Source organism: Endozoicomonas sp. GU-1 (assembly GCF_027366395.1).
GTDB lineage: Bacteria > Pseudomonadota > Gammaproteobacteria > Pseudomonadales > Endozoicomonadaceae > Endozoicomonas.
In genome coordinates this window covers 3,692,778-3,714,165 of the sequence record NZ_CP114771.1, presented here as the reverse complement: position 1 = coordinate 3,714,165, position 21,388 = coordinate 3,692,778, and the positions used below count along the sequence as shown (strand labels likewise).

Genomic DNA, 21,388 nt, shown 5'->3' with positions numbered 1-21,388 from the left:
CTGCAGGCCTCTTTACTTCTTTTATTAAGTTAACGACGTCTATTAAATTAACGACGCTGCATGTATTTTCCGCTGAGCAGCAGAAGAATGAAGTAAATACCACCGGCACCGGAAACCAGAAGGCCTGAGGGTATTTCAAAGGGAGCGATAACGGTTCGTGATAACCAGTCACTGCTGACCAGTAACAATGCCCCGGTAATGGCTGCTGCCGGAATAAGATGGCGGTGACTGGACATACCGGTCACTCTGCAGATATGGGGAGCCATCAGTCCGACAAAGGACACCCCGCCTACGGCAGCCACACTGAAAGCACTTAGCAACGCGACGATGACCAGCAGCAGCGCAATGGTTACGGATACACGGATACCGAGCAGCGTGGGCAGATAGGCACCAAGCTGAAGAATATCGAGCCTGCGCCACATCATCCACAAAATGGGAAGCAGGATTATAACGGCTGAAAACAGGGGATAGGTGCGTTCATCCGTCACGGCATAGGTGCTTCCGGACAGCCAGATCAGCACTTCACTGGACTGATTGCTGCCCAGAACCAGCACCATACTGATCAGGGTGGCGGCAACCGCAGAAAGGCACAGACCGCCCAGGGCAAATAATAGTGGATTGAAACCGGTCAGACGGCTCAGGGTCAGCAACAGGATCAACGCAAAACCACTGCCGGATATGGCTAACAGCATCACACCAAAACTGTCTATTCCCGGGTAGAGAACGGCACCCAAAACAATAAATAAAACAGCGGTTGTCGTTAATCCCGATACGTCCGGGCTGGTCAGTGGGTTTCGGGTTAATGTTTGTAACACGAGACCGGAAACCCCAAGTGCCGCACCCGCAAACGCAGCGCTCATGACCCTGGGCCAGCGCAGATGCATAAATGTCATCTCTATCAGGCTGAGGCTCAATCCCATCAATATCAGACACAGTAAGGACAGAACTGCCAGAGTTCGGTTCGGGTTCATAGAGAACAGTGCACGTATACCTGTTTCTCCCGTCGTTGCCCCCAGTGCACCGACCCGGTTTCTCCGCGTCAGTAGAAAGATCATAAACGGGGCTCCAACAATGGTGGTCATGACGCCAGCGGGAAAGCTGTAATGGGAGTCCGAGACCATGATCGGGATCAATCGTGCGGCGATATCAGCACTGAGCAGCAACCATGCCCCCCACCACCGAAGCCAGCAGCAGTCGCGACCATACCGACTGACAGCCCAGGCCCCGGGCAATATGAGGCGCAATCAGCCCAACAAAACTGATCATCCCTACCTGACTGACGACGGTAGAAGACAGGATCACGGCAATCAGCAACGAAAAGCCAACGGTATGTCGTACATTTACCCCAAGGGTTTGGGCCTGTTCTGCCCCCAGGGCAATCAGGTCAAGTTGCCGGGCAAAGAATAACGCGATAAGGGTGAACAGCAGGATTATTGGCCAGCTGTGCTGAACCGCCTGAAAATCGAACTGGGAGATTACCGGCCCCCCAGGTATACAACCCATCCAGACGGTTTTCGAAAAACATCAGCATGCCAGCACTGATAGCACCAAAAGAGAGGGTGATTGCCATCCCCACCAGCACCAGGTTAACCGGCGAATGACTGATGGCACTGGCCAGACGGAAGACCAGTAATGTGGTGATTATTGCGCCGGTGAATGCCACCACGACCGGATATTGCCCGGTAATATCCGGCAGCAATACCGATCCCATCACAATCGCAACCATGGCCCCGGCATTAACGCCCAGGGTTGCAGGACTGGCAAAGGGGTTCCTGGTTGCGCCCTGAATCAGTACTCCGGCCGCGCCCAGGGCTGCACCACAGAGTAAAGCCATCAGGGTTCTGGGCAGTAACAACCAGGTAACAATGGTTACATTGAGGGGCTGATGCCCGCGGATACTTCCGCCCGGTACTGACGATGGAAAAAATGGCATATCAACCAGCAAACTGGCGTCAATGCCTGATGGGCCGGTCATTAATGATATTGCCACAGCCCCCACATACAGCAGAAATACCGACAGGAAGACGGTGGTTGCTTTAAAGGGTACGGAGTAATTCATTATGCCTCCGGTGCCAGTTGTGACACGATTGCCGTTGCCATGCGGCTTGCGGACAACGGTCCTCCGAAGGACCACAGTGCCGGCAAATAGTGAACCCGCCCTTCCCTGACCGCCGGGATAGCCTGCCATACCGGAGAACGGGTCATGGCCGGAAGGTCATCAGGCTGACTACCGATAATAAGCAGGCTGGCATCACCAATGGTGGTCAGCTTTAACAGGTCAACATGGGTAAAGTCCCGCCCCGGCAGAGCGCTGTGCCAGCTATTCACCAGACCCAGTTCATTAACGATGGCCCCCGCCATGGACGCATCGGCATAGACCCTGAGCCCAAGGCCCATTCCCACAAATTTACCAACGACCACTGACTGTCCGGTCATACCGGCTTGCTGGATATGACGCCGTGCCTGACCCATTAGCTGCTCCATTTCCCGCAGCTTTTCCTCTGCCAGAGTCGTCTGATCGGTCAGCCGGGCGACAGAGCGGAAGACACTCTGCATCCTGTGGTAGTAGTTTGAAGGGTTGTCTGTTGTGGGATACTGGGTAAACAGCACCGTGGGAGCAATGGCTTCCAGCTCTGAAATAATTCGATTGTGTCGCCATTGGTAGCCCAGTATTAAATCCGGCTTGAGCGCTGCAATGGCCTCAAGTGATGGTTCGGATCTTAAGCCCAGCTCCCGAACCCCGTCTGGCATTATCGGACTATTGGATTGCCACTCCTTATACCCTTTGATTGACGTGACACCCGCAGGTGTAATGCCCAGGGTCAGCAACATTTCTGCCTGGGTCCAATTAAGGGCGGCAATCTTATCGGGTCTTTTTTCGTCTGAATCGAAAGATGATGCCCCGGCTGACTGGGCAGCAGTTGCGAGTAGCAACAGTAAGGTAAAAGCAGCGTGTAGCCCGGCATTGAAAGAAACTGACATTCAGGCAACTTCCTTGTCTGATACACTCGGCACCGGCTCTGGTGAACTGTTCGCTGATGGCAAAAACAGGTGGTGATCATAACCTTCTGGCTGAACCCTGGTGGTTTTAACACCAAACACATCAGCAATAACGTCCGTGTCGATTACCCGGTCCGCCCTGCCCTGTCGTACCAGCTCTCCCTGGTTCATCAACACCACATCATCGCTGAATTGCAGCGCCTGATTAAGGTCATGAAGAACCCAGACGACTGTCGTATTTTGCTCAAGGTTCAACGTCCGGACGATATCGAGCAGCTGGAGTTGATGGGCAATATCAAGCCATGAGGTGGGCTCATCCAGCAATAAAATGCCGGTCTCCTGGGCCAGTACCATTGCCAGCCATACCCGCTGCATTTCTCCTCCGGACAGGTGATCGACCCGTTCCTTGGCGAAGTCCACCATATCTACCCGAGCCAGCGCTGTGTTGATTGCCCGGTGATCACTGGCTTTCATCCGGCCAAAGGGGCCTGCATGGGGGTAACGGCCACAGGCGACCAGTTCAGAAACTGACATTCCCAGGGGCACGGGTGAGTGCTGAGGTAACAGTGCCAGCTTCCGGGCCAGTGCTTTTCTGTGCCATTGCACCAGCGGTTTTCCAGCGAGTAACGCTGCTCCGCTATCCGGCGTGATCAAACCGGAAAGCATCTTTAACAGCGTGCTTTTGCCCGAACCATTAGGTCCGAGAATGGCGGTTATTCGGCCGGGAGCCAACTCAAGGCTGATCGGCTTGATCACCTGCTTGCCATTAACACGGTAACTTGCCTGATTAAGGCGGAGTGTATGATTGGACATCCATTTTTCTTTTTTTGATGAACTGTGTCGTTTGTCTCAGGCTGATCCGTTTACTGCTGGTTTATTGATCAGTTGTTTTGAGATGGTTGCGAATGATATTGATTATCATTTGATCCTTCAAGTGATTTTCTTGTTATCCTGTATTTGATCCATTGCCCAATCCCTTGCTTCGCTCCAATCCAGGCAAGCCTTCATGGGAAACGGCATGGCATTTTGCATGTTTTTACTGACCACACGGTCGCCCTCTTGTTCCGAGCCAACCAGTCTGGCGACACCGGAACAATATAAGCCCAGCAACTGCCGCTTCTCCTTAAACCAGAGCCCGAGCAATTTACGGGCAACCGGTGAAAACTGACTGTCAGGCTTCGCCAGTATCACCATGCTGAAGGGCTCTTTTCTGTCCAGAAGCCCGGATAACTCATGTAACCAATCCCGTGCATCCTGATCCGTTGCCGGATCATTAAAGCGGATGGTAACCATGGGCCAACCCATCATTTGAATCGCAGACATAATGACTTCCCGTGTTTATGATCAACCCATAAAAAAGTGATCATCAGTGATACGCTGGCAACCAGCACCCCGACCAACTCCTGTTGCCAGCCATTACTGTTAATCGTGCCGACCAGCAAAGCACCCAGCGTATAGCCAATGGTATGAATCATAGTGAGCATGCCGGTAAGAGCACCCTGCTGACTGCTGGCCTGAGCAGATGCCAATGCCGTATAGGCGGGGGTTAATAAAGCAACCGAAGCGGCGCTGATGGTCAGTCCGCTGGCCAGCCAGAACAGGCGCTCACCGGTCACCATGAACATAGTGCCGATCAGCAACAACACACTCCCACACTTCAATGCCATGACCAGATTTCGCTGAACCCACCGGGCAGCGACCAGATGGGCAATAATGGTCGACAGTGCTGCCAGCATCATCAGGATTGACAGTAATCGGGTGGTGGTGACTCCGTCATGAACAATAAGATAAAGTCGAGGACCGGCCAGGTATTGCAGAAAACCAAACAACGTGGTGACTGAGCACGCCAGTAACAGCAACGGCCAGGTCTTTGTCATTAATCCCAATAAGCGCACATTGCCATTACTGGCTGCTGACATCTTGTCATGCCTGACTGATACAACGGGTAAGATGACTAGCAGAATGAAGAGAACCATAGCCAGCAGCGATACGACACCGATGGGAAAAGCGCTTCCCCAGCTGATGAATATGGCTGGCACCAGGGGACCTGATAGCCGACCCACATTAATACTGGCGGTGATGCGGCTGAGCATTCTGGCTCGATTTGACGGACTACTGTCGTCAATTACCCATGCCTGAACTGCCGGGTACAAGCCAGATGCAAGCAGCCCATAGACGATGCGGGCAGAGAACATTAAGAAAATTGCCTGCTGTTGAGTCAGCACGCCAGACACTACTCCCTGAATAGACAGGGTCAGCATCAAAAAGCTCAGGGCTATGCCGGCAGTACCCGAGATGATTACAGGTATACGACCATATTTGTCTGATATCCGTCCCCAGATGGGGGCCGATACGGTAAACAATCCGGTACCGAGAGCAACCATGGCGCTGAGCACACCATAGCCAATTCCGGTCTCTTCCAGAATGGCTGGCAGGCTGATCAGCAGTGTTGTCTGGCCAGTTCCCAGCAGGAATACCGCGATCAAACGACAAAAGTTATTCCGGGCAGGGTTTTGTTCGAAAGAGCATTGCCCGGAATGGGTGTCTGTTGAAACGTGATATAACGCATTTTCCGGCATGTTCAATTCTCAATGCTGCACATTTATTATTCAATTTGTTGTAAATGATAATTGTTATCATGTAGGATGACAACCCAATCCAGAACGGGATCGATTTTAAAAAGTGAAAGTAACAGACCGTTGAAAAAGAAAATGGGTTGGTGAATAAGTTAAGAATTGATGACCAAACCGTAAGTAGTTAACCATAAAAACTGAAATAATAATGATGTCCTCAGATTCAATACTGAAATCGTCGGCTGATACAATAATGTCCGGCATATCCCCCGATAGCGTGAATGCTCAACGGCGAAGTGATGCGGCTATTGTCAGAAACCAGGCTGAAGTGCTGAGCGCTAACTGTTTTTTTAATGCGCTCCTGCGGGAATGGCAAGGCTGGACATTACATAAAGTTAATGAGTTTAAAGTGATAGAGCGTTATCGATCACAATTGAACTCAGCCACCGGGAAGAAAATTGACCATTTGATCAATATCCCTGTTCATGATGTATCGCTATTGGTATGTATCAGTCACTTTTCAATAACCGGGCGTCACCAGTTTTTAATGCCAGTCATTTTATCGAGCCCGGCAAAAGCAACGGCTACTCCCATCACTTTTATGGAGGCCGTTCAGTTGCTGGTAGCCGGGGATATTCTCTGGCAGAGCGATCCACAGAGCCGGAGAAATTTCCTGGAGCGGGTTCATCACAGTGTTAACAATATTGAAACCAATCTGAGAGCCCGTCAGCCATCATTAGACGACATTTTTAACGGTCCCGGGGATTTTCAGGCTTCAGAACAGTCACTGCTGACAGGGCACTCTGTCCATCCCTGCCCGAAAAGTTATGCTCAATTCAGCCAGGATGATGCCGCCCGGTATATGCCTGAGTTTGGTAGCAGCTTCCAGCTCCATTGGTTTGCCATAGACTCCGACCTGCTCGATGCCGACAGTGTTCATACACTGTCGTTCAGTGAACTGACCAGACAACTGGCAGAAGAAGACCAGAGCTTTCCAGCTGCGTTACTCCACGGAACCCCGGAGCATCAAACGCTCTTGCCCACCCATCCATGGCAGGCCCGGCAGTGGCTGAAAAGCAGCTACATACGTCAGTTGATCAAGGAAAAGAAACTGATTGATTATGGATTAAAGGGCAGTGACTGGAGAGCAACATCATCTGTGCGTTCCCTGCATGCCAGCCACTCGTCTTTCATGTTGAAGTATTCACTCAGCGTAAAACTGACCAACTCTGTGCGCCACCTGTTACCTAAAGAAGTGATTCGCGGCAAAGAGATCCATCAGGTGAAATATCATACGTCCATTGGCACGAAAATGAAGCAGCGCTACCCGGACTTTGAGGTGATCACCGAGCCTGCCCATGGGGCGATCAGGGGACCGGATGGGCAGATATTGCCAGAGACCATGATGGTTCTGCGGGAAAATCCATTCAATAACGTTCAAACATTGAGGTCAACCGAGTTACTGGCCAGCCTGACCCAGGATAATCCTGACGGTGCATCAAGGCTGGTTTCACTGATCCGGAAACTGGCTGACAAAGAGCAGCTTCCACCAGAAAGAATAGCTGTTCGCTGGTTTAACAAATACCTGTCAACCGTCGTAGAACCGCTGATGATTGGACAGTCAGACTTTGGTCTTTTATTTGGTGCCCATCAGCAGAACCTGTTGATCACTCTGAAACAGGGTTATCCCCGGAAAGTCTATTTCCGTGATTGCCAGGGAACGGGCTACAGCCATACCGCCCGTGAACTTCTGGCGGAGACGATCTCAGCAGAAACCAGACAGCAGGAGCATCATGTGGATGGTGAACTGGGCAACTGGTTGTTTACCTATTATCTGATCATCAATTCCACCTTTGGTGTCATCAGTGCCCTTGGGGCCGGGCAAGTCACTTCAGAATCTTCACTGCTGATGGCCCTTAGAGAGTTTCTGATGAAACTCAGAGCGTCTGATCCCAGGGATACAGGTTGTCTGGACTACATTCTCAATAGCCCTGAACTCTGGTCAAAAGGCAACTTTTATTGCTCTTACTGCGATATGAATGAGAACACCCTGGAAAATCCTCTGGCAGTGTATCACCCGCGATCAAACCCACTCGTGGGATTGTCACAGGACGAACTTCTACCTTAATCGCCAAAAATCCGTAAACAGGGACAGCAATGACAACAACAATGAAACTTCCGGGAAAAACACTGCCGGGTATTCTGCATCCGGAGATAACACTGAAGCCTCTCAGCGCCAACACACTGTTGATCAATGATGCTACCACTTCACTGCATTTGAGCATCTCTGGCTCCGACAGGCTGGTTATTTCTCCGGCCAATAGCTCCGACCTGCAGGACAGGATTCCCGATCATCTTATGGCGGCAGGCTGGATTATCTGTATGCAAATCATCCAATGCTGGAACAAATTCACTTGTCCCCCCTGATATCTGAACGGCTGGAGCCAGAGTCATGGCGACATGATATCGATCAGACCTCCGGGGAGAGCATCAACGTCAGAACCGGCTTTTACCAGAATCGTACGCTTTGGCATTGGCAAAACAACAATGTACTGACGCCAGAAATCTGGACGGAAAACAGCAATGGCATTTCCCACCCGCTGCGACCGTTACAACCTTCCAGTGTCGTTTATCAGCGTTATGATTATCAGAATGATCTCACTATTTCGTTCCGCTCCATTGATCCGGAGGACGACCTGGCCACTTTTCATCAGTGGATGAATCAGCCGCGAGTTGCTGAGTTCTGGGAACTGGCAAAGAGCAGGGAAGAGCTGCGCAACTACCTGCAAACACTGCTCAAAGACAGAAAAACCTGGCCCCTGGTCGGCAGCATTAATGGTGAACCTTTTGGCTACTTTGAGCTTTACTGGGCGATGGAAGATCGCATTGCTCCCTATTATGACTGCCAGCCATGGGACAGAGGTTTTCATCTGCTGGTGGGAAACCCGGACTTCCTGGGAAAACGGTTTTCCAACAGCTGGACCAAATCCATAACCCACTTCCTCTATCTGGACGATCCGAGAACCGGCCGACTGGTTGGCGAGCCAAGGGCCGACAATCGGCGTTTATTGAAGTTGCTGGCACCTGCCGGCTGGTCGTTTGTCAAAACGTTTGATTTCCCCCATAAACGGGCAGCCCTGGTAAACGGTTATCGACGTACGTTTTTCAGGGAGGTACAGCTATGAATCAGGCGGTCACACAGTCTCTACTGAAGAGTCCACTGAAGGCCGACTCCTCCTCTTTCTGGTTACAGGCTAATCAACGTTTGCTGGCCAAAAGTCTCAGTGAACTGAGCTGGGAAGAAGCAATTTCACCACTGGAGCTTGATAACGGTGATTTCACCCTGGAGCTGCAAAGTGGCACCAGCTATCAGTTCGCCGCCTGGCGAACCGTCTGGGATCAATTGATCATTGACCCGGCCTCCATTACTCGTACCGGACCTGATGGTCAGTGCTCGTCATTTCCCGATGTCAGTCAGTTATTTATTGATGCCCGGACAGAGCTTCATCTCACGTCGGTAATATTGGCAAATTTTCTGGAAGAGCTGGCCAACACCCTGATGGCCGAAGTTCGGGTACAGCAGAACTACCATCAAAAAGCTGCCGCTGAGTTGATTGACCTGACCGATGATGAACTCCAATGTTATCTGGATGGTCACCCGAAAGTGACCGTCAGCAAAGGCCGTATCGGTTGGGGGGGCAATGACTATAAGGCCTATGCCACCGAATTTCTGCCGGAGATTCAACTGGAATGGCTGGCCGTCAGCCGAAACCATTGTCAGCTATCCAAAATAGATGACCTTTCTGAGCAGGCATTATTGTCTGCAGTGCTTGATACGCAGGCTCAGGCTAAGCTTTTAGACGTCTTTCATGGAAGGAATTTAACAGCAGACGCGTATTTCCTGCTGCCGGTTCACCCATGGCAATGGCAAAACAAGCTGGTGAATTTATTTGCTGGCGAGCTTGCTGCGGGTCGTATCGTTCATCTGGGGGTTTTTGGTGACCCGATGTTGCCGCAACAGTCTCTGCGTACGCTATCAAACCGGCAGAGACCCAAACAGTTGAACATTAAGCTGCCGCTCTCGATTTTAAACACCTCCTGCTATCGGGGTATTCCCGGTCAATACATCAAGGCCGGGCCGATGATATCCAGGTGGCTGGCCAATATTGTGAATACTGACCCAACGCTGGCAAACCGAGGCGTCATCATCCTTGAAGAGCCCGCAGGTGCCTTCTACCCCAACCCGATATTTACCCAGGTTGAGGATGCTCCCTATCGCTATCATGAGATGCTGGGCTGCATCTGGCGACAGAGTGTACACGACAAAATCAAGACATCTGAACGTGCTGTCCTGATCTCCACCCTGTTTCAGCGCGATGGTTTCAATGAACCACTCATCCATGAGTACATTCGCCGTTCAGGGCTGTCAGCCAGACAGTGGTTGACCCGACTGTTCAATTCGGTGGTCATCCCACTCTACCATTTGCTCTGTAAATACGGTGTTGGCCTGGTGGCCCACGGCCAGAATGTCACGGTGGTTCTTGAGCATCATCAGCCTGTCCGTGTTGCCCTTAAAGATTTTCAGGGGGACTTGCGTCTTATTGATCAGGACTTTCCTGAGCTGGAAAGCCTGAGTGACTATGCCCGCTCAGTGACTACGAGACTGCCCGCTGAATACCTTATCCATGACTTGCAGACGGGGCATTTTGTCAGCGTTCTGCGCTTTATTTCCGCTTGTCTGGCAGAAAAAGGCCTGGCGGAAAAAGGGTTTTCGGAGGTGGACTTTTACGGACTCCTTGGTAAACAACTGCAGTTGTATATGAAAGCACATCCGGAACTGAACGGGCGCTTTAAACTGTTTGACCTGTTCCAACCGGAAATGGCCCGTGTTTGCCTGAACAGAGTCCGATTCAAACAGGGTTATGGTGACGCCAGTGAACGTCCACTGCCGGAACTGGGAACACCACTTAACAACCCATTAGCAACGACATTCAGGGACGTGCCATGAGATTGCAAAAAATCACGGATTGCGAAACCGATATTCTGGAACTGGCCGGACTGGGTGCCGGGCCATTCAATTTGAGCCTGGCCGCCCTGCTGGATAGTCAGCCCACCATTTCAACCCGGTTTTTTGACAAAAAAGCAACCTTTGGCTGGCATCCTGGCCTAATGCTTCCAGGGGCTCATATGCAAACTTCCTGCCTGAAAGACCTGGTTACCGCTGTTCAGCCCACAAGCCCATGGTCGTTTATTTCATTTCTGGTCAATAAAGGGCGTTTTTACTCATTTCTCTCCACCGAAAAAATGGTCATCAGTCGTACAGAGTTTGTTGAATACCTGAGCTGGGTGGCAAATAACCTGAGTTCGGTCACGTTTGATACTGAAATTCGGGAAGTCAGCTTTACCGATCATCACTTTGTGCTGAAGTCTGACCATCAATCCTTTAAAGCCAGGAATCTCTGTCTGGGCACCGGCAAATCACCCTATACCCCGGAGTGTACCCGGCGATGGCTCGGCCCGGACTGCTTCCATGCCGGTAGCCTGATGACGCAGGATGTAGATTTAGCCACTAAACGGGTGGCGGTTATTGGTGGCGGACAGACCGGGGCCGAAGTCTTCCTGAACTGTCTGCGGGGCCAATGGGGAAAGGTTGCCCAGGTGAACTGGGTATCCCGGCGAGCGGGCTTTGAACCCCTGGATGAAAGTCCCTTTACCAATGAGTATTTCACCCCGGGCTATGTGGGCCAGTTTCTGTCACTGCCCAGTGATAAAAAAGAGCGCATCGTCAATTATCAAAAGCTGGCAAGTGATGGAATTACCCCGGCCTATCTGCTGGAACTCTACCGGGAGCTTTATGACCGAACCTATCTGGGCAATGGCGATATGAGCTGGCAATTGCTGCCGGACCGAACGTTAGCAGATATGTCCTTAACGTCCACAGGCTATTATGATCTGCGTTTATTCAATGCATTGTCAGAATGCGATGAACAGCTGGCCGCTGACGTGGTTATTCTATGTACTGGCTTTCAGAATGCACTGCCCGAGTATCTGGAACCTATTCGGGAACAGTTAACGCTGGATCAGCAAAATCGATTCAAGCTATCCCCAAGTTTTAAAGTGGCCTGGGATGGCCCGGAAGACCGACGGATTTATGCGGTGAATGCCGGTTTGCACAGTCATGGCATTGTTGAGCCGCAGTTAAGCCTCACGGCCTGGCGCTCAGCAACCATCATCAATGACTTGATGCACGAAGACGTCTTTCCGGTCAATCAACCGTCCGGTTTTATCCACTGGCTGAGTAATACGGATTTTCTGCCCAATGGCAAAGGAGAAAATGGGTAGTCTTTTTTCCACCGGCCTCTATCTACAAGGTTGGTAGAATAGTCCTTGAAATTCAGATTAAAGAAGGGCATGCAGTCTGGTGTAAGAGGCTACCTGAGAATGGCCTGCCCTATCGGGCAGCTGCTGCTACATTCATACGGTGGCTATTCTTGGTCAACCTTCCGGGATCTCGGTAAATGCATTCTTTGTTGCCTGTCAGGTTCCCGCTCGATCCGCCAAAAAGACAGGATTTTCCGGTCACCATCCATAGAGCAGACCTGTATGGAGTGACCGCAAGGACTGAATTTGAAGCTGTCAATGCAGCCCTCCGCTTGCAGGCGGCCCTTTTCCTGCCAGACACCCTTTGGGGTTATGCCCAGTACAACCAGGCAAGATTTGTCGTTAACATCAAGGCCAGCAAAAAGGGACCCACCGTGATTAAAATCAGGTTCACAGAGTCGTAAATCAGAGTCCGGGGTTTGCCGGACCCATTCACCGTATTTCTTTTGCACCTGGATATCCAGCCTCCCCCGATCATCAGTACAAATAATCGAGTGTCCGTCCGGGCTGAGCTTCTGGGCAGTAGGAACAGCGGAGTTTGCATTCCTGCGAGGATATCTACTGTCACAAATATAAGTAAACGTGTGCTGGCAGTGCCACATTCCTGCCCCATTCAATTGCCAGACCATTGCAGATCCCTCCTGAAACAGCACAAATACCGAGGAGTCCACATTGAATGTCACCATTGAATCAGGCAAAACCACGCGGGGCTTATGGAAATAGTCATGATCTTTTATTTCCGCTACCCAACCGTTGTTATCCGTTAAATGCCAGATATCAAAATTATCTTCGCTATGAACAACCAGATACTGACTATCGGGACTGAAGGTTACTTCCAGTGATATACTTAGGACGGGGTGGGGCTGATGTTTAGTGATTCTTATGGTTTCAGACCATCGACCGTTATCACCAAGACTAAAAACAACCACGAAGAAATCCTCTACATGTATTTCCATGTTGTTGGAATCTTCCCCGGCATAATTGAAACATGCCGCAAAATGTTGACTGTCCGGACTGAATGCAATTGTGTCAAAACCTCCTATATCATCAATATCAATTCCTGTTTTTGTCAGAGCCGTTGTATACATGTTAAATTTCAGTATCCCGTTGGCAAGCCAGCGGCCATCCTTTTGTTTTCCAAAGAATCCGATACATTCTTCAAGATCAATGGCAATATGATTGCTGTCCGGGCTGAAAATACTGTAACCCCGGGGGCAATCACCTTTGATTGCCCATTGACCATTCAATTCCCGACTTAAAATCCGGCCATGCGTGGTGTATGCAGAATAAATCAGAGATTTGCCATCGGGTGAAACCTGAAAAGATAAATAGTTAACATCAATACTTTGTTCATTACCAACATGGGGAAAAAGCTCAGCGACAGTCATTTGCTGTGTTTCAGTCCATAAGCCTTTCCCATCCCGCTGAATAATCGACAGTAAAGCGTCTTTAGCGCCATAGGTTTTAAAAGCAGGTCTATCAGAGGGGGGAGGATCAACAGAGATAAAAACAGTATTGTCATGGTATTGATCAATGCTATTAAAACAATCGAAGAAACAGCGCCCCTCAATAGTGAATTCCCTGTTCCAGCAGCCATTACTTCCCGCCGTCCAGATAGAACTCTGAGAGCCGTGACGATCATTAATGAGCAGCCGACTGTGATTCTCATTGAGAAAGTAATCAATGATGTTATCTTCCCTGCCAAATGAGTTTTGCAGCACAAATTTAAGTGAGGTGGCATTAATGGTTTCATTGCGTAAATGATCAGCGTGATATGCGCAGATTGCCGGAAAATTTTCAGTACAATACGATTGCCCGGCAATGACTTGTATTTTTGATGTCTGCAGACAATGAATCAGTGGCAGATTGGTAATACTCAGGTTCCGGTAAAACAGCTGTTCATTCTTACTCAGATTCCCGTAGCACCGAACAACTTCAAATAATCCGTATTCATTCAGGACAGTGTGCATTCTTCTGGAAACAAGTGCCAAATTACACGCGTCCTTAAGCGGTAAATAATCGGTAATTTTCAACAATAATTCCACCGGTAGTGAGGTAATACTCCACCTGTGAAAATGAGCTGATTGTTCAGGAATAACCGGATTCGTTTCACTCAGACAAGGTTCATCTGGTTTTTCCTGTGCATGAGGCAATGGCAAGATAAACTCTCTCATCAGGTCACTCCGGAAAAATCCGATTAAGAGGTTAGTCCAGAGATGTCATATCTGAAATAATTCTCAGGACTTTGTCGCGCTAAGGGATTTTTTGAGGGAACGCCGTACCGGGGAGTACGGTCCACTGAGCAAAACTCATTTAGAGCGGCAAAGGACAAACGGGAGCAAGCTTATAAAATATCCGGGTTAGCCTGACATCAGTTATGTTTGGGCGTCATGGTGTGGTTCGTCTTTTTGGCGTGCGTTCAGGCCATCAGCATCAAACAACACCAGATCATGGGGAATAATGCTCAGTTGGACGTTGGCATTCCCGGCTACCGGATTTGAATGCTCTGCCACCAGCTGATAACTCCCCTGGCAACAGTCCAGATGAATCTCGCTGCGTATACTTTTGCCCATAAACTGCTGCCGGGTAATGGTGGCCTGTGGATAAGTATCGGTAGAGGTTTGAGACAGTAGGCCTTCAGATTTATCCACAGCCGAGAGGGCCACCATCTGCGGTCGGATAAACAACTCCAGGCTTGTGCCTGCCTTTTCCACAGAGAGCGGTTGGGTGGATGCCACAACGCCTAACGGGGTGCTCACATGAAACTCATCTTCAATGGTGGCCGGCAGAATATTGCCGGCCCCCATAAAGTCGGCAATAAAACGGTTATCAGGGTAGTGATAGATATCGAAGGCCGTCCCCTGCTGCATGATTCTGCCCTGCCCCATGACGGCGATGGTATCCGCAAAAGCAAAACCTTCTTCACGACTGTGGGTCACAAACAGTCCGGCGACTTTTTGCTGCTTCAGGATATCCCGTATTTCCCTGACCAGATGCTGACGGACCTGGCTGTCGATATTGGAAAACGGCTCATCCAGCAACAGAATGGAAGGCTCGTTGGCCAGAGCCCTGGCGATGGCCACCCGTTGTTGCTGCCCTCCGGACAGTTCATGTGGATAGCGCTGGTCAAGACCAAAAAGGTTTACCAGCTGCAGCATATCCTGAACCCGTTGCCTGACCTGTTCGGAGGTCTGTTGGTTCTGGCCGAAGGCTCCCTTAAGTCCAAAACTGTTAAGTCCAAAACTGATGTTGTCAAACACCGTCAGGTGGGGAAACAGGGCATAATCCTGAAAGATCATGCCGATGCCCCGCTGCTCTGGCGGTGTTATCCGGGCAGCTGAGCTGACTTCCCGGCCATGCAGTTCAATGGTGCCGGATACCGGTTGAATCAAACCGGCGATCGCTTTTAATAAGGTCGACTTACCACAGCCACTGCGACCCAGCAGGCAGACAATTTCACCATCCTCTATGGCCAGGTTTACCCCGGACAGGACCAGAGGATCGGCAGTGGCGCTGCTTTTTCTGGCTGACCGATCATAAGCACAGGCAAGTTCAGTGATGTTCAGGGCACTCATTGCTGTTCCTGCCTTTCCAGAGAGCGATTAAGCATAATAAGGGGCACCAATCCTACCAGAACCAGCACCAATGCGGCAGGTGCCGCATATTCCAGCTGCTCATCAGACACATATTGGAAGACCCGGGTAGCCAGTGTTTCAAAATTAAAGGGGCGCAGTAGCAGTGTGGCAGGCAGCTCTTTCATACCCTCAATAAATACCAGCAGCAGCCCTGCCAGCATGCCTTTGCGAATTAACGGCAGATGCACACGCTTGACCATTTCCCCGGGGTTACACCCCAGGGTTCGGCTGGCCATATCCAGTGACGGAGACACTCGCCCAAGACTGGACTCAACGCTGCCCACAGCAACAGCGGAGAACCGCACCACGTAGGCAAACACCAGGGTAATGGCAGAGCCACTGAAAATAAGCCCAACCGGTGACTGGTGCCAGTGAATCAGCAGTTCGTTGAGCACATTATCCGAGAGCGTCAGAGGGATCAGTACCCCAATGGCCAGAACATTGCCCGGCAGGGCGTAACCGGTGGCGGCCAGGCGAGCAGGGATACGGGAAAAGCTCGTACGCTGTAAGCGCTGATAAACGCCCAGGAACAAGGCAATAAAGCAGGCAACTGCAGCTGCGGAACCGGAAACCATCAGACTGTTGATACCGTATTCAAACAGAGCACTGCTCCATGAATCATCGAAATAGGCAATCAGGTACTCCACCAGCACCAGGGATGGCAGCAAAAAGCCCAGGGTGACCAGCAGCCAGCACCAGCCGATAGCCAGCCATTTTGACCCGCCGGAAAGCTCGATCAACTCCCGCTGCTCCTGCCCGGTATTTTTCTGGTACAACTGCTGTTTACGACGGCTGTATTTTTCCATGCTGATCAACAACATGACCACCAGCAACATCATGGCCGAGATTTTTGCCGCCGCATTCAGGCTGCCATAACCTAGCCAGGTGTCGTATACCGCCGTGGTTAATGTGGGCACGGAAAAATAGCTTACCGTGGCAAAATCACCCAGGGCTTCCATGCCCATAAGCGCCAGACCGGTAATGATGGCGGGACGGGCCATGGGCAGGGTTACCCGGAAAAAACTGTGCAGAGGTGAGCAACCTAACAGTCGGCTGGCCAGGGTCTGGCTTTTCGATTGCTCAAGAAACGCGGTTCTTGCCAGCAGATACAGATAGGGATAAAGCACCAGGGCAAGCACTATAATGGCACCGCCCAGGCTGCGTATCTCCGGGAAGGAATAGTCTGCGGCTGACGTCCAACCCGTGAGCGCTCTGAGAAAACGCTGCACTGGTCCGGCAAATTCCAGCAGGTCGGTATAGATATAGGCAATAACGTAGGATGGCATGGCCAGTGGTAAAACCAGTAACCACTGGAGCTGATCTCTTGCCGGAATCCGGGCATTGGCCATCACCCAGGCGGCAGGGATCGCCAGAACAGCCCCAAGTCCCCCTACCCCGAGAATCAGAAGAACACTGTTCACGATGTAGGTGGTCAGGACAGTATCCCAAAGATGGTCAAATAACTCACCGGCAGGGGCGAGAGCCTCCAGGACCAGGGCGATAACAGGGGGAAAAAAGCAAAAGGGCCAGCAGCCAGCTGCCAGCCCTCCAGTAGGTTGGTAAGTTGTGATTCATGCACTAATGAGATCTATAGATCAAATTTTACTTCGTCCAGAAGACGTTGAGCCTTGGTTCGGTTGGCGGCAATGTCTGAAATAGGCAGTGGATCCGCCTTGAATTCTCCCCATGCCGCCACGGTGTCAGACACTGGAACGTTCGGGTTGACCGGGTATTCCATATTGTCCCGGGCATAAATGGACTGAGCCTCTTCACTGGCCAGGTACTCCATCAGCCTGAGGGCATTATCCTTGTTCGGTGCGTACTTTGCCATCACCATGCCACTGATGTTGACATGGGAACCCACCGTCTTCTGGTTCGGGAAGTTAATATAAACGGCATCAGCCCAGGCTTTCTGATCATCATTCTCCATCATCTTGCCAAAGTAGTAGCTGTTACCCAGAGAGACATCACAAACCCCCTCTTTGATCGCTTTGACCTGGGCCCGGTCATTCCCCTGGGGACGACGGGCCAGGTTGGCTTTTACCCCTTCCAGCCACTGTTTGGTTTGTGCTTCACCGTTATGGGCGATCATCGAGGCGACCAGACCAATATTGTAGGGGTGCTTGCCGCTGCGGGTACAGATCTTGCCTTTGAACTTGCTGCTGGCCAGGTCTTCGTAGTTGATATCAACGGGCTTGTCGCTGCGTTTGGAGCTGTAAATATTCCGCACCCGCATGGTTAATGAGTACCACTGGTTGTCCGGGTCCCTTAAGTGCACAGGGATGTTTTCATTAATGGTTTTACTGTTCACGGGTTGTACCAGTTGGCGATCAACCAGATCAAAAAGACTGATCATGTCGGAAGTCAGTACGACATCTGCCGGGCTGAATTTGCCTTCCCGCTCAATACGCTCCTCCAGACCTTTCTTGGCAAATACCACGTTCACCTTTACGCCCGTTTCCTGTTCAAAGTCTTTCAGCATGGGCTCAATCAGAAAAGGCTGACGATAAGAGTAGATATTGACCTCTTCAGCAGCCTGGGCCAGCAAAGAAGAGCACGAAATCGCAATAGCGGAAGTAATAGAGAGGAGTTTTTTCATAGCAGTCTGCAAACAAGAATTATTATCGTTTGCGAATTGTACTTATTTTCCCTGACTTCGCAACTGCTTTATTGCGCTGTGGATAAATTCAATGGCGATAAATCCGCCAATTACCCGGTAGATCCCATCACAGCGGGTTGTCGGGCAAATTACCCGGGCATTATGGAAATGTGGAAATATACACAGATAAGTTATGAACAACGCAGGGATAACCTTTTTATAAAATCACCCTGTGGATAAAGTCGTTTTTTTCCACAGTTTAATGACAGGTTAACTAAAGCTTGTGACCAGCAATATAACAGGGTTGTTCAATTTATAAAATATTGAAAATAAAGATTTTTATCTGCTTATCCACAGATTTTATCAACACTAATATCAATAAAAAAAATAAGATAACATTAAAAAACAGCTATTCGCTGTTATTACTGTTGTTTACCTGAAAGAACTTCGTCGTTTGATAAGAAAAAACCAAACTTTTTGGGCAGATCTACTGGCTGTGAGTAAAATTACGTGACCGGTTGCCACTCACGCCCGTTATGCATGCCTGGTTATCGGGCTGGCCCTGTGAAGCCTTCAGGTCACGCTTATCCAATGATGGGTCACAGCACTGGCTAACCGGTGTATAATTGCTAGCCTTATCTTCTCTTGATAACAGGTGACAGACGTTGGCAGTGGATTTCCCAAAACAATTTGATGTGATTGTGATCGGTGGTGGTCATGCCGGTACGGAGGCCGCCCTGGCGGCAGCTCGTATGGGCGTTAAAACGTTGTTGTTGACCCATAACATCGAAACGCTGGGGATGATGTCCTGTAATCCGGCCATTGGCGGGATTGGTAAAAGTCATCTGGTCAAAGAGGTGGATGCCCTTGGCGGTGCCATGGCAACCGCGACGGATCTTGCCGGTATCCAGTTTCGGGTGCTCAATGGCAGAAAAGGACCGGCGGTCAGGGCTACCCGGGCACAGGCTGACCGGGCACTTTACAAGGCCGCCATTCGTTCGATTCTGGAAAACCAGGAGAACCTGTGGATATTTCAGCAGTCTGCGGATGATCTGGTGGTTGATGACAACACCAGCCAGGTGCGTGGTGTCGTGACCAACATGGGTGTTCGTTTTCTTGCTGCGAACGTTGTTCTGACCGCAGGTACTTTCCTGGGTGGTCGAATTCATATTGGTCTGGAAAACCACAGCGGTGGCCGGGCCGGTGATCCGCCCTCCATTGCCCTGGCCAACCGGCTGAGAGACTGCCCCTGGATGTTCGACGCCTGAAAACTGGGACGCCTGCCCGTATTGATGCCCGAAGTGTGGATTTTTCCGTGATGGAAGCGCAACCGGGGGATGCGCCGATGCCGGTGATGTCTTACCTTGGCACGGTTGAGCAGCACCCTGAACAGGTGTCCTGTTATATCACCCATACCAATGAGCGTACCCACGAGATCATCCGTGGAGGGCTGGACCGTTCACCCATGTTTACCGGGGTAATTGAAGGGATAGGTCCGAGGTATTGCCCATCCATTGAGGATAAAATTACCCGGTTTGCGGATAAAACCTCCCATCAGGTCTTTCTGGAGCCGGAAGGGTTATCCACCCATGAGCTGTATCCCAATGGCATCTCGACCAGTTTGCCCTTTGATGTGCAGATCAACCTGATCCAATCCATCCGTGGCCTGGAAAATGCCCATATTACCCGTCCCGGTTACGCCATCGAGTACGATTACTTTGACCCGAGAGGGCTTAAGTACTCTCTGGAAACCAAAGCCATTGGTGGCTTATTCTTTGCCGGTCAAATCAACGGAACCACCGGCTATGAAGAAGCGGCGGCACAGGGCCTGTTGGCGGGCATGAATGCGGCACTCAGGGCACAGGATAAAGAGTCCTGGTGCCCACGTCGTGATGAAGCTTACATCGGTGTGCTGGTGGATGACCTGATTACCAATGGCACCAGTGAGCCTTACCGCATGTTTACCAGCCGGGCAGAATACCGGTTGATCCTGCGGGAAGATAACGCCGACCTGCGCCTGACGGAGAAAGGCCGGGCACTGGGGCTGGTGGATGATCAACGGTGGATGGCCTTCAGTGACAAGAAAGAGCGTATTGAGAAGGAGTCTGAGCGCCTCAGAGTAGCGTTTGTCCATCCCGGTAGTGATGCTGCCCGTACCCTGGAAAATAAGCTCAGCAAACCTTTAAGCCGTGAATACAGTCTTCTGGAACTGCTGCGTCGTCCGGAACTGACCTATAACGATGTGGCCGGACTGGTGGGAGACGCGGAAACCCATGATCAGGTCGCGGAACAGGTGGAGATACAGACCAAGTATCAGGGCTATATTGACCGTCAGACCGACGAGATAGACCGTATGCGTCGTTATGAGAATACCCGCATACCACCGGCGCTGGACTACACCTTGATCGAAGGGCTTTCCAACGAGCTGAAGCAGAAGCTGACGGATGCCCGTCCGGAGACACTGGGCCGTGCTGCCCGTATCCAGGGGATGACACCTGCTGCCGTATCTCTATTGCTGGTTTATATGAAAAAGCGCTCTATGGCTGCTTAATTGATCCGGTTACCAGTTCCTGATGGATCAGGCACTGGTAACCTGCCCTGCCTGATTACGGGGTATTGCACCCATTCCCTCGAAAAGTTCACTGTACAAAATTAAACCAATTTTATTAACCTGAAATATGTCGCCCTGGATACGTTACCTGTATTTCCGTTACCGGGAATACTAATGACAAGCTGGTCACTTCATTCTGTTATCTGGTGCGTAAATACTGAGAAGCGTCTAAAGCCCACGGCCAACAGAAAGTCGCAGAAGAGGTCCTTTTTCAGAGCAGTTGGAACACTCCAGAACTGAGCTGGCCGAGAAGCGCAAGCTCACCATTTTTAATCAGGCTGAACAAGCCTATCAACCGCAGGCTGATTGAGCAGGAATGGGATCAAATTCAGCACATTATTTGCTCGCTGAGCCGCAAGGCCATTCAGCAGAGCAAAGTGATCAGAAAACTTTCCAGCAACAAACGAAAAAGCAGAACCCTGTCGGCACTGATTGAAAAATGCCATAAAGACGGCAATCAAAGAGTCGTTGATATGATTGCCGGCTTTTCACCGGTTGCCTGGAGCCATATACAGCTGGCAGGAAACTATGTCTTTGGCGACCATCATGCTGTTAAAACTCTACAGTATGCTGGAGAGCGTTGACCCTC

14 protein-coding genes and 3 pseudogenes are annotated in these 21,388 nt (G+C 50.7%); 7 read left to right on the top strand and 10 right to left on the bottom strand.

Annotated elements, in window-relative coordinates; genetic code table 11:
• Positions 1-47 precede the first annotated feature (47 nt).
• The 6 genes and pseudogenes from O3276_RS15555 to O3276_RS15530 form a co-directional block, all read right to left on the bottom strand.
• Entirely contained in the window at positions 48-1,163 is a 1,116-nt protein-coding gene (locus O3276_RS15555) for an iron chelate uptake ABC transporter family permease subunit (RefSeq protein ID WP_269672154.1), read from the bottom strand.
• Positions 1,147-1,975 (bottom strand): annotated as a pseudogene (locus O3276_RS15550) (iron chelate uptake ABC transporter family permease subunit). The gene O3276_RS15555 and the pseudogene O3276_RS15550 overlap by 17 nt, the downstream one beginning before the upstream one ends.
• Positions 1,976-2,058: 83 nt before the next feature.
• Entirely contained in the window at positions 2,059-2,982 is a 924-nt protein-coding gene (locus tag O3276_RS15545; protein WP_269672153.1) for an iron-siderophore ABC transporter substrate-binding protein, read from the bottom strand.
• A complete protein-coding gene (locus O3276_RS15540; RefSeq protein ID WP_269672152.1) occupies positions 2,983-3,813 on the bottom strand; it encodes an ABC transporter ATP-binding protein in 831 nt (276 codons plus the stop codon). It lies immediately after the preceding gene.
• Between the two features lie 117 nt (positions 3,814-3,930).
• Positions 3,931-4,323 (bottom strand): hypothetical protein, encoded by a 393-nt coding sequence (locus O3276_RS15535; RefSeq protein WP_269672151.1) that lies wholly within the window; start codon positions 4,321-4,323, stop codon positions 3,931-3,933.
• Positions 4,305-5,579: an MFS transporter gene (locus O3276_RS15530; RefSeq protein WP_269672150.1), complete on the bottom strand. Its 1,275-nt coding sequence runs from the start codon at positions 5,577-5,579 to the stop codon at positions 4,305-4,307. The genes O3276_RS15535 and O3276_RS15530 overlap by 19 nt, the downstream gene beginning before the upstream one ends.
• A gap of 247 nt (positions 5,580-5,826) precedes the next feature.
• On the opposite strand from O3276_RS15530, the gene O3276_RS15525 reads away from it, so the two are divergent.
• Genes O3276_RS15525 through O3276_RS15505 form a run of 5 tightly spaced genes read left to right on the top strand, consistent with a single transcriptional unit; the run spans position 5,827 to position 11,915 of the window.
• Positions 5,827-7,701, top strand: coding sequence for an IucA/IucC family protein (locus O3276_RS15525; protein ID WP_269672149.1), 1,875 nt, complete (start codon positions 5,827-5,829; stop codon positions 7,699-7,701).
• A 29-nt stretch (positions 7,702-7,730) separates the two neighbouring features.
• A complete protein-coding gene (locus O3276_RS15520; protein WP_269672148.1) occupies positions 7,731-8,000 on the top strand; it encodes a hypothetical protein in 270 nt (89 codons plus the stop codon).
• On the top strand, positions 7,970-8,758 hold the full coding sequence (locus tag O3276_RS15515; protein WP_269672147.1) for a GNAT family N-acetyltransferase: 789 nt from the start codon (positions 7,970-7,972) through the stop codon (positions 8,756-8,758). The genes O3276_RS15520 and O3276_RS15515 overlap by 31 nt, the downstream gene beginning before the upstream one ends.
• The gene (locus O3276_RS15510; RefSeq protein WP_269672146.1) at positions 8,755-10,581 is read left to right on the top strand and encodes an IucA/IucC family protein; all 1,827 of its coding nucleotides are present in this window, start codon (positions 8,755-8,757) and stop codon (positions 10,579-10,581) included. The genes O3276_RS15515 and O3276_RS15510 overlap by 4 nt, the downstream gene beginning before the upstream one ends.
• Positions 10,578-11,915, top strand: a complete 1,338-nt coding sequence (locus tag O3276_RS15505) for a lysine N(6)-hydroxylase/L-ornithine N(5)-oxygenase family protein (RefSeq protein WP_269672145.1) — start codon at positions 10,578-10,580, stop codon at positions 11,913-11,915. Before O3276_RS15510 ends, O3276_RS15505 begins: the two co-directional genes overlap by 4 nt.
• Positions 11,916-12,058: 143 nt before the next feature.
• On the opposite strand, the gene O3276_RS15500 is transcribed toward O3276_RS15505, so the two are convergent.
• From O3276_RS15500 to O3276_RS15485, 4 genes are all read right to left on the bottom strand, one after another.
• Positions 12,059-14,128: an F-box/WD repeat-containing protein gene (locus O3276_RS15500; RefSeq protein ID WP_269672144.1), complete on the bottom strand. Its 2,070-nt coding sequence runs from the start codon at positions 14,126-14,128 to the stop codon at positions 12,059-12,061.
• Positions 14,129-14,329: 201 nt separating this feature from the next.
• Positions 14,330-15,529, bottom strand: coding sequence for an ABC transporter ATP-binding protein (locus O3276_RS15495; RefSeq protein WP_269672143.1), 1,200 nt, complete (start codon positions 15,527-15,529; stop codon positions 14,330-14,332).
• Complete coding sequence (locus tag O3276_RS15490) at positions 15,526-17,010, bottom strand: ABC transporter permease (protein ID WP_269672142.1); 1,485 nt, start codon at positions 17,008-17,010, stop codon at positions 15,526-15,528. Before O3276_RS15490 ends, O3276_RS15495 begins: the two co-directional genes overlap by 4 nt.
• Before the next feature lie 167 nt (positions 17,011-17,177).
• Entirely contained in the window at positions 17,178-18,188 is a 1,011-nt protein-coding gene (locus O3276_RS15485) for a Fe(3+) ABC transporter substrate-binding protein (RefSeq protein ID WP_269672141.1), read from the bottom strand.
• A 671-nt stretch (positions 18,189-18,859) separates the two neighbouring features.
• Between O3276_RS15485 and mnmG the strand changes: the two are divergent.
• Both mnmG and O3276_RS25815 read left to right on the top strand, forming a co-directional pair.
• Positions 18,860-20,739: pseudogene (gene mnmG, locus O3276_RS15480) on the top strand (tRNA uridine-5-carboxymethylaminomethyl(34) synthesis enzyme MnmG).
• Between the two features lie 296 nt (positions 20,740-21,035).
• Positions 21,036-21,224 (top strand): annotated as a pseudogene (locus O3276_RS25815) (Tn3 family transposase); the annotation flags it as partial.
• Positions 21,225-21,388: the final 164 nt, after the last annotated feature.

Bases quoted from the DNA above. Each gene is read 5' to 3' on its own strand.
- O3276_RS15545 (WP_269672153.1), bottom strand. From the start codon at position 2,982: ATGTCAGTTTCTTTCAATGCCGGGCTACACGCTGCTTTTACCTTACTG.
- O3276_RS15540 (WP_269672152.1), bottom strand. From the start codon at position 3,813: ATGTCCAATCATACACTCCGCCTTAATCAGGCAAGTTACCGTGTTAAT.
- O3276_RS15535 (WP_269672151.1), bottom strand. From the start codon at position 4,323: ATGTCTGCGATTCAAATGATGGGTTGGCCCATGGTTACCATCCGCTTT.
- O3276_RS15530 (WP_269672150.1), bottom strand. From the start codon at position 5,579: ATGCCGGAAAATGCGTTATATCACGTTTCAACAGACACCCATTCCGGG.
- O3276_RS15525 (WP_269672149.1), top strand. From the start codon at position 5,827: ATGTCCGGCATATCCCCCGATAGCGTGAATGCTCAACGGCGAAGTGAT.
- O3276_RS15520 (WP_269672148.1), top strand. From the start codon at position 7,731: ATGACAACAACAATGAAACTTCCGGGAAAAACACTGCCGGGTATTCTG.
- O3276_RS15515 (WP_269672147.1), top strand. From the start codon at position 7,970: ATGCTGGAACAAATTCACTTGTCCCCCCTGATATCTGAACGGCTGGAG.
- O3276_RS15510 (WP_269672146.1), top strand. From the start codon at position 8,755: ATGAATCAGGCGGTCACACAGTCTCTACTGAAGAGTCCACTGAAGGCC.
- O3276_RS15505 (WP_269672145.1), top strand. From the start codon at position 10,578: ATGAGATTGCAAAAAATCACGGATTGCGAAACCGATATTCTGGAACTG.
- O3276_RS15500 (WP_269672144.1), bottom strand. From the start codon at position 14,128: ATGAGAGAGTTTATCTTGCCATTGCCTCATGCACAGGAAAAACCAGAT.
- O3276_RS15495 (WP_269672143.1), bottom strand. From the start codon at position 15,529: ATGAGTGCCCTGAACATCACTGAACTTGCCTGTGCTTATGATCGGTCA.
- O3276_RS15485 (WP_269672141.1), bottom strand. From the start codon at position 18,188: ATGAAAAAACTCCTCTCTATTACTTCCGCTATTGCGATTTCGTGCTCT.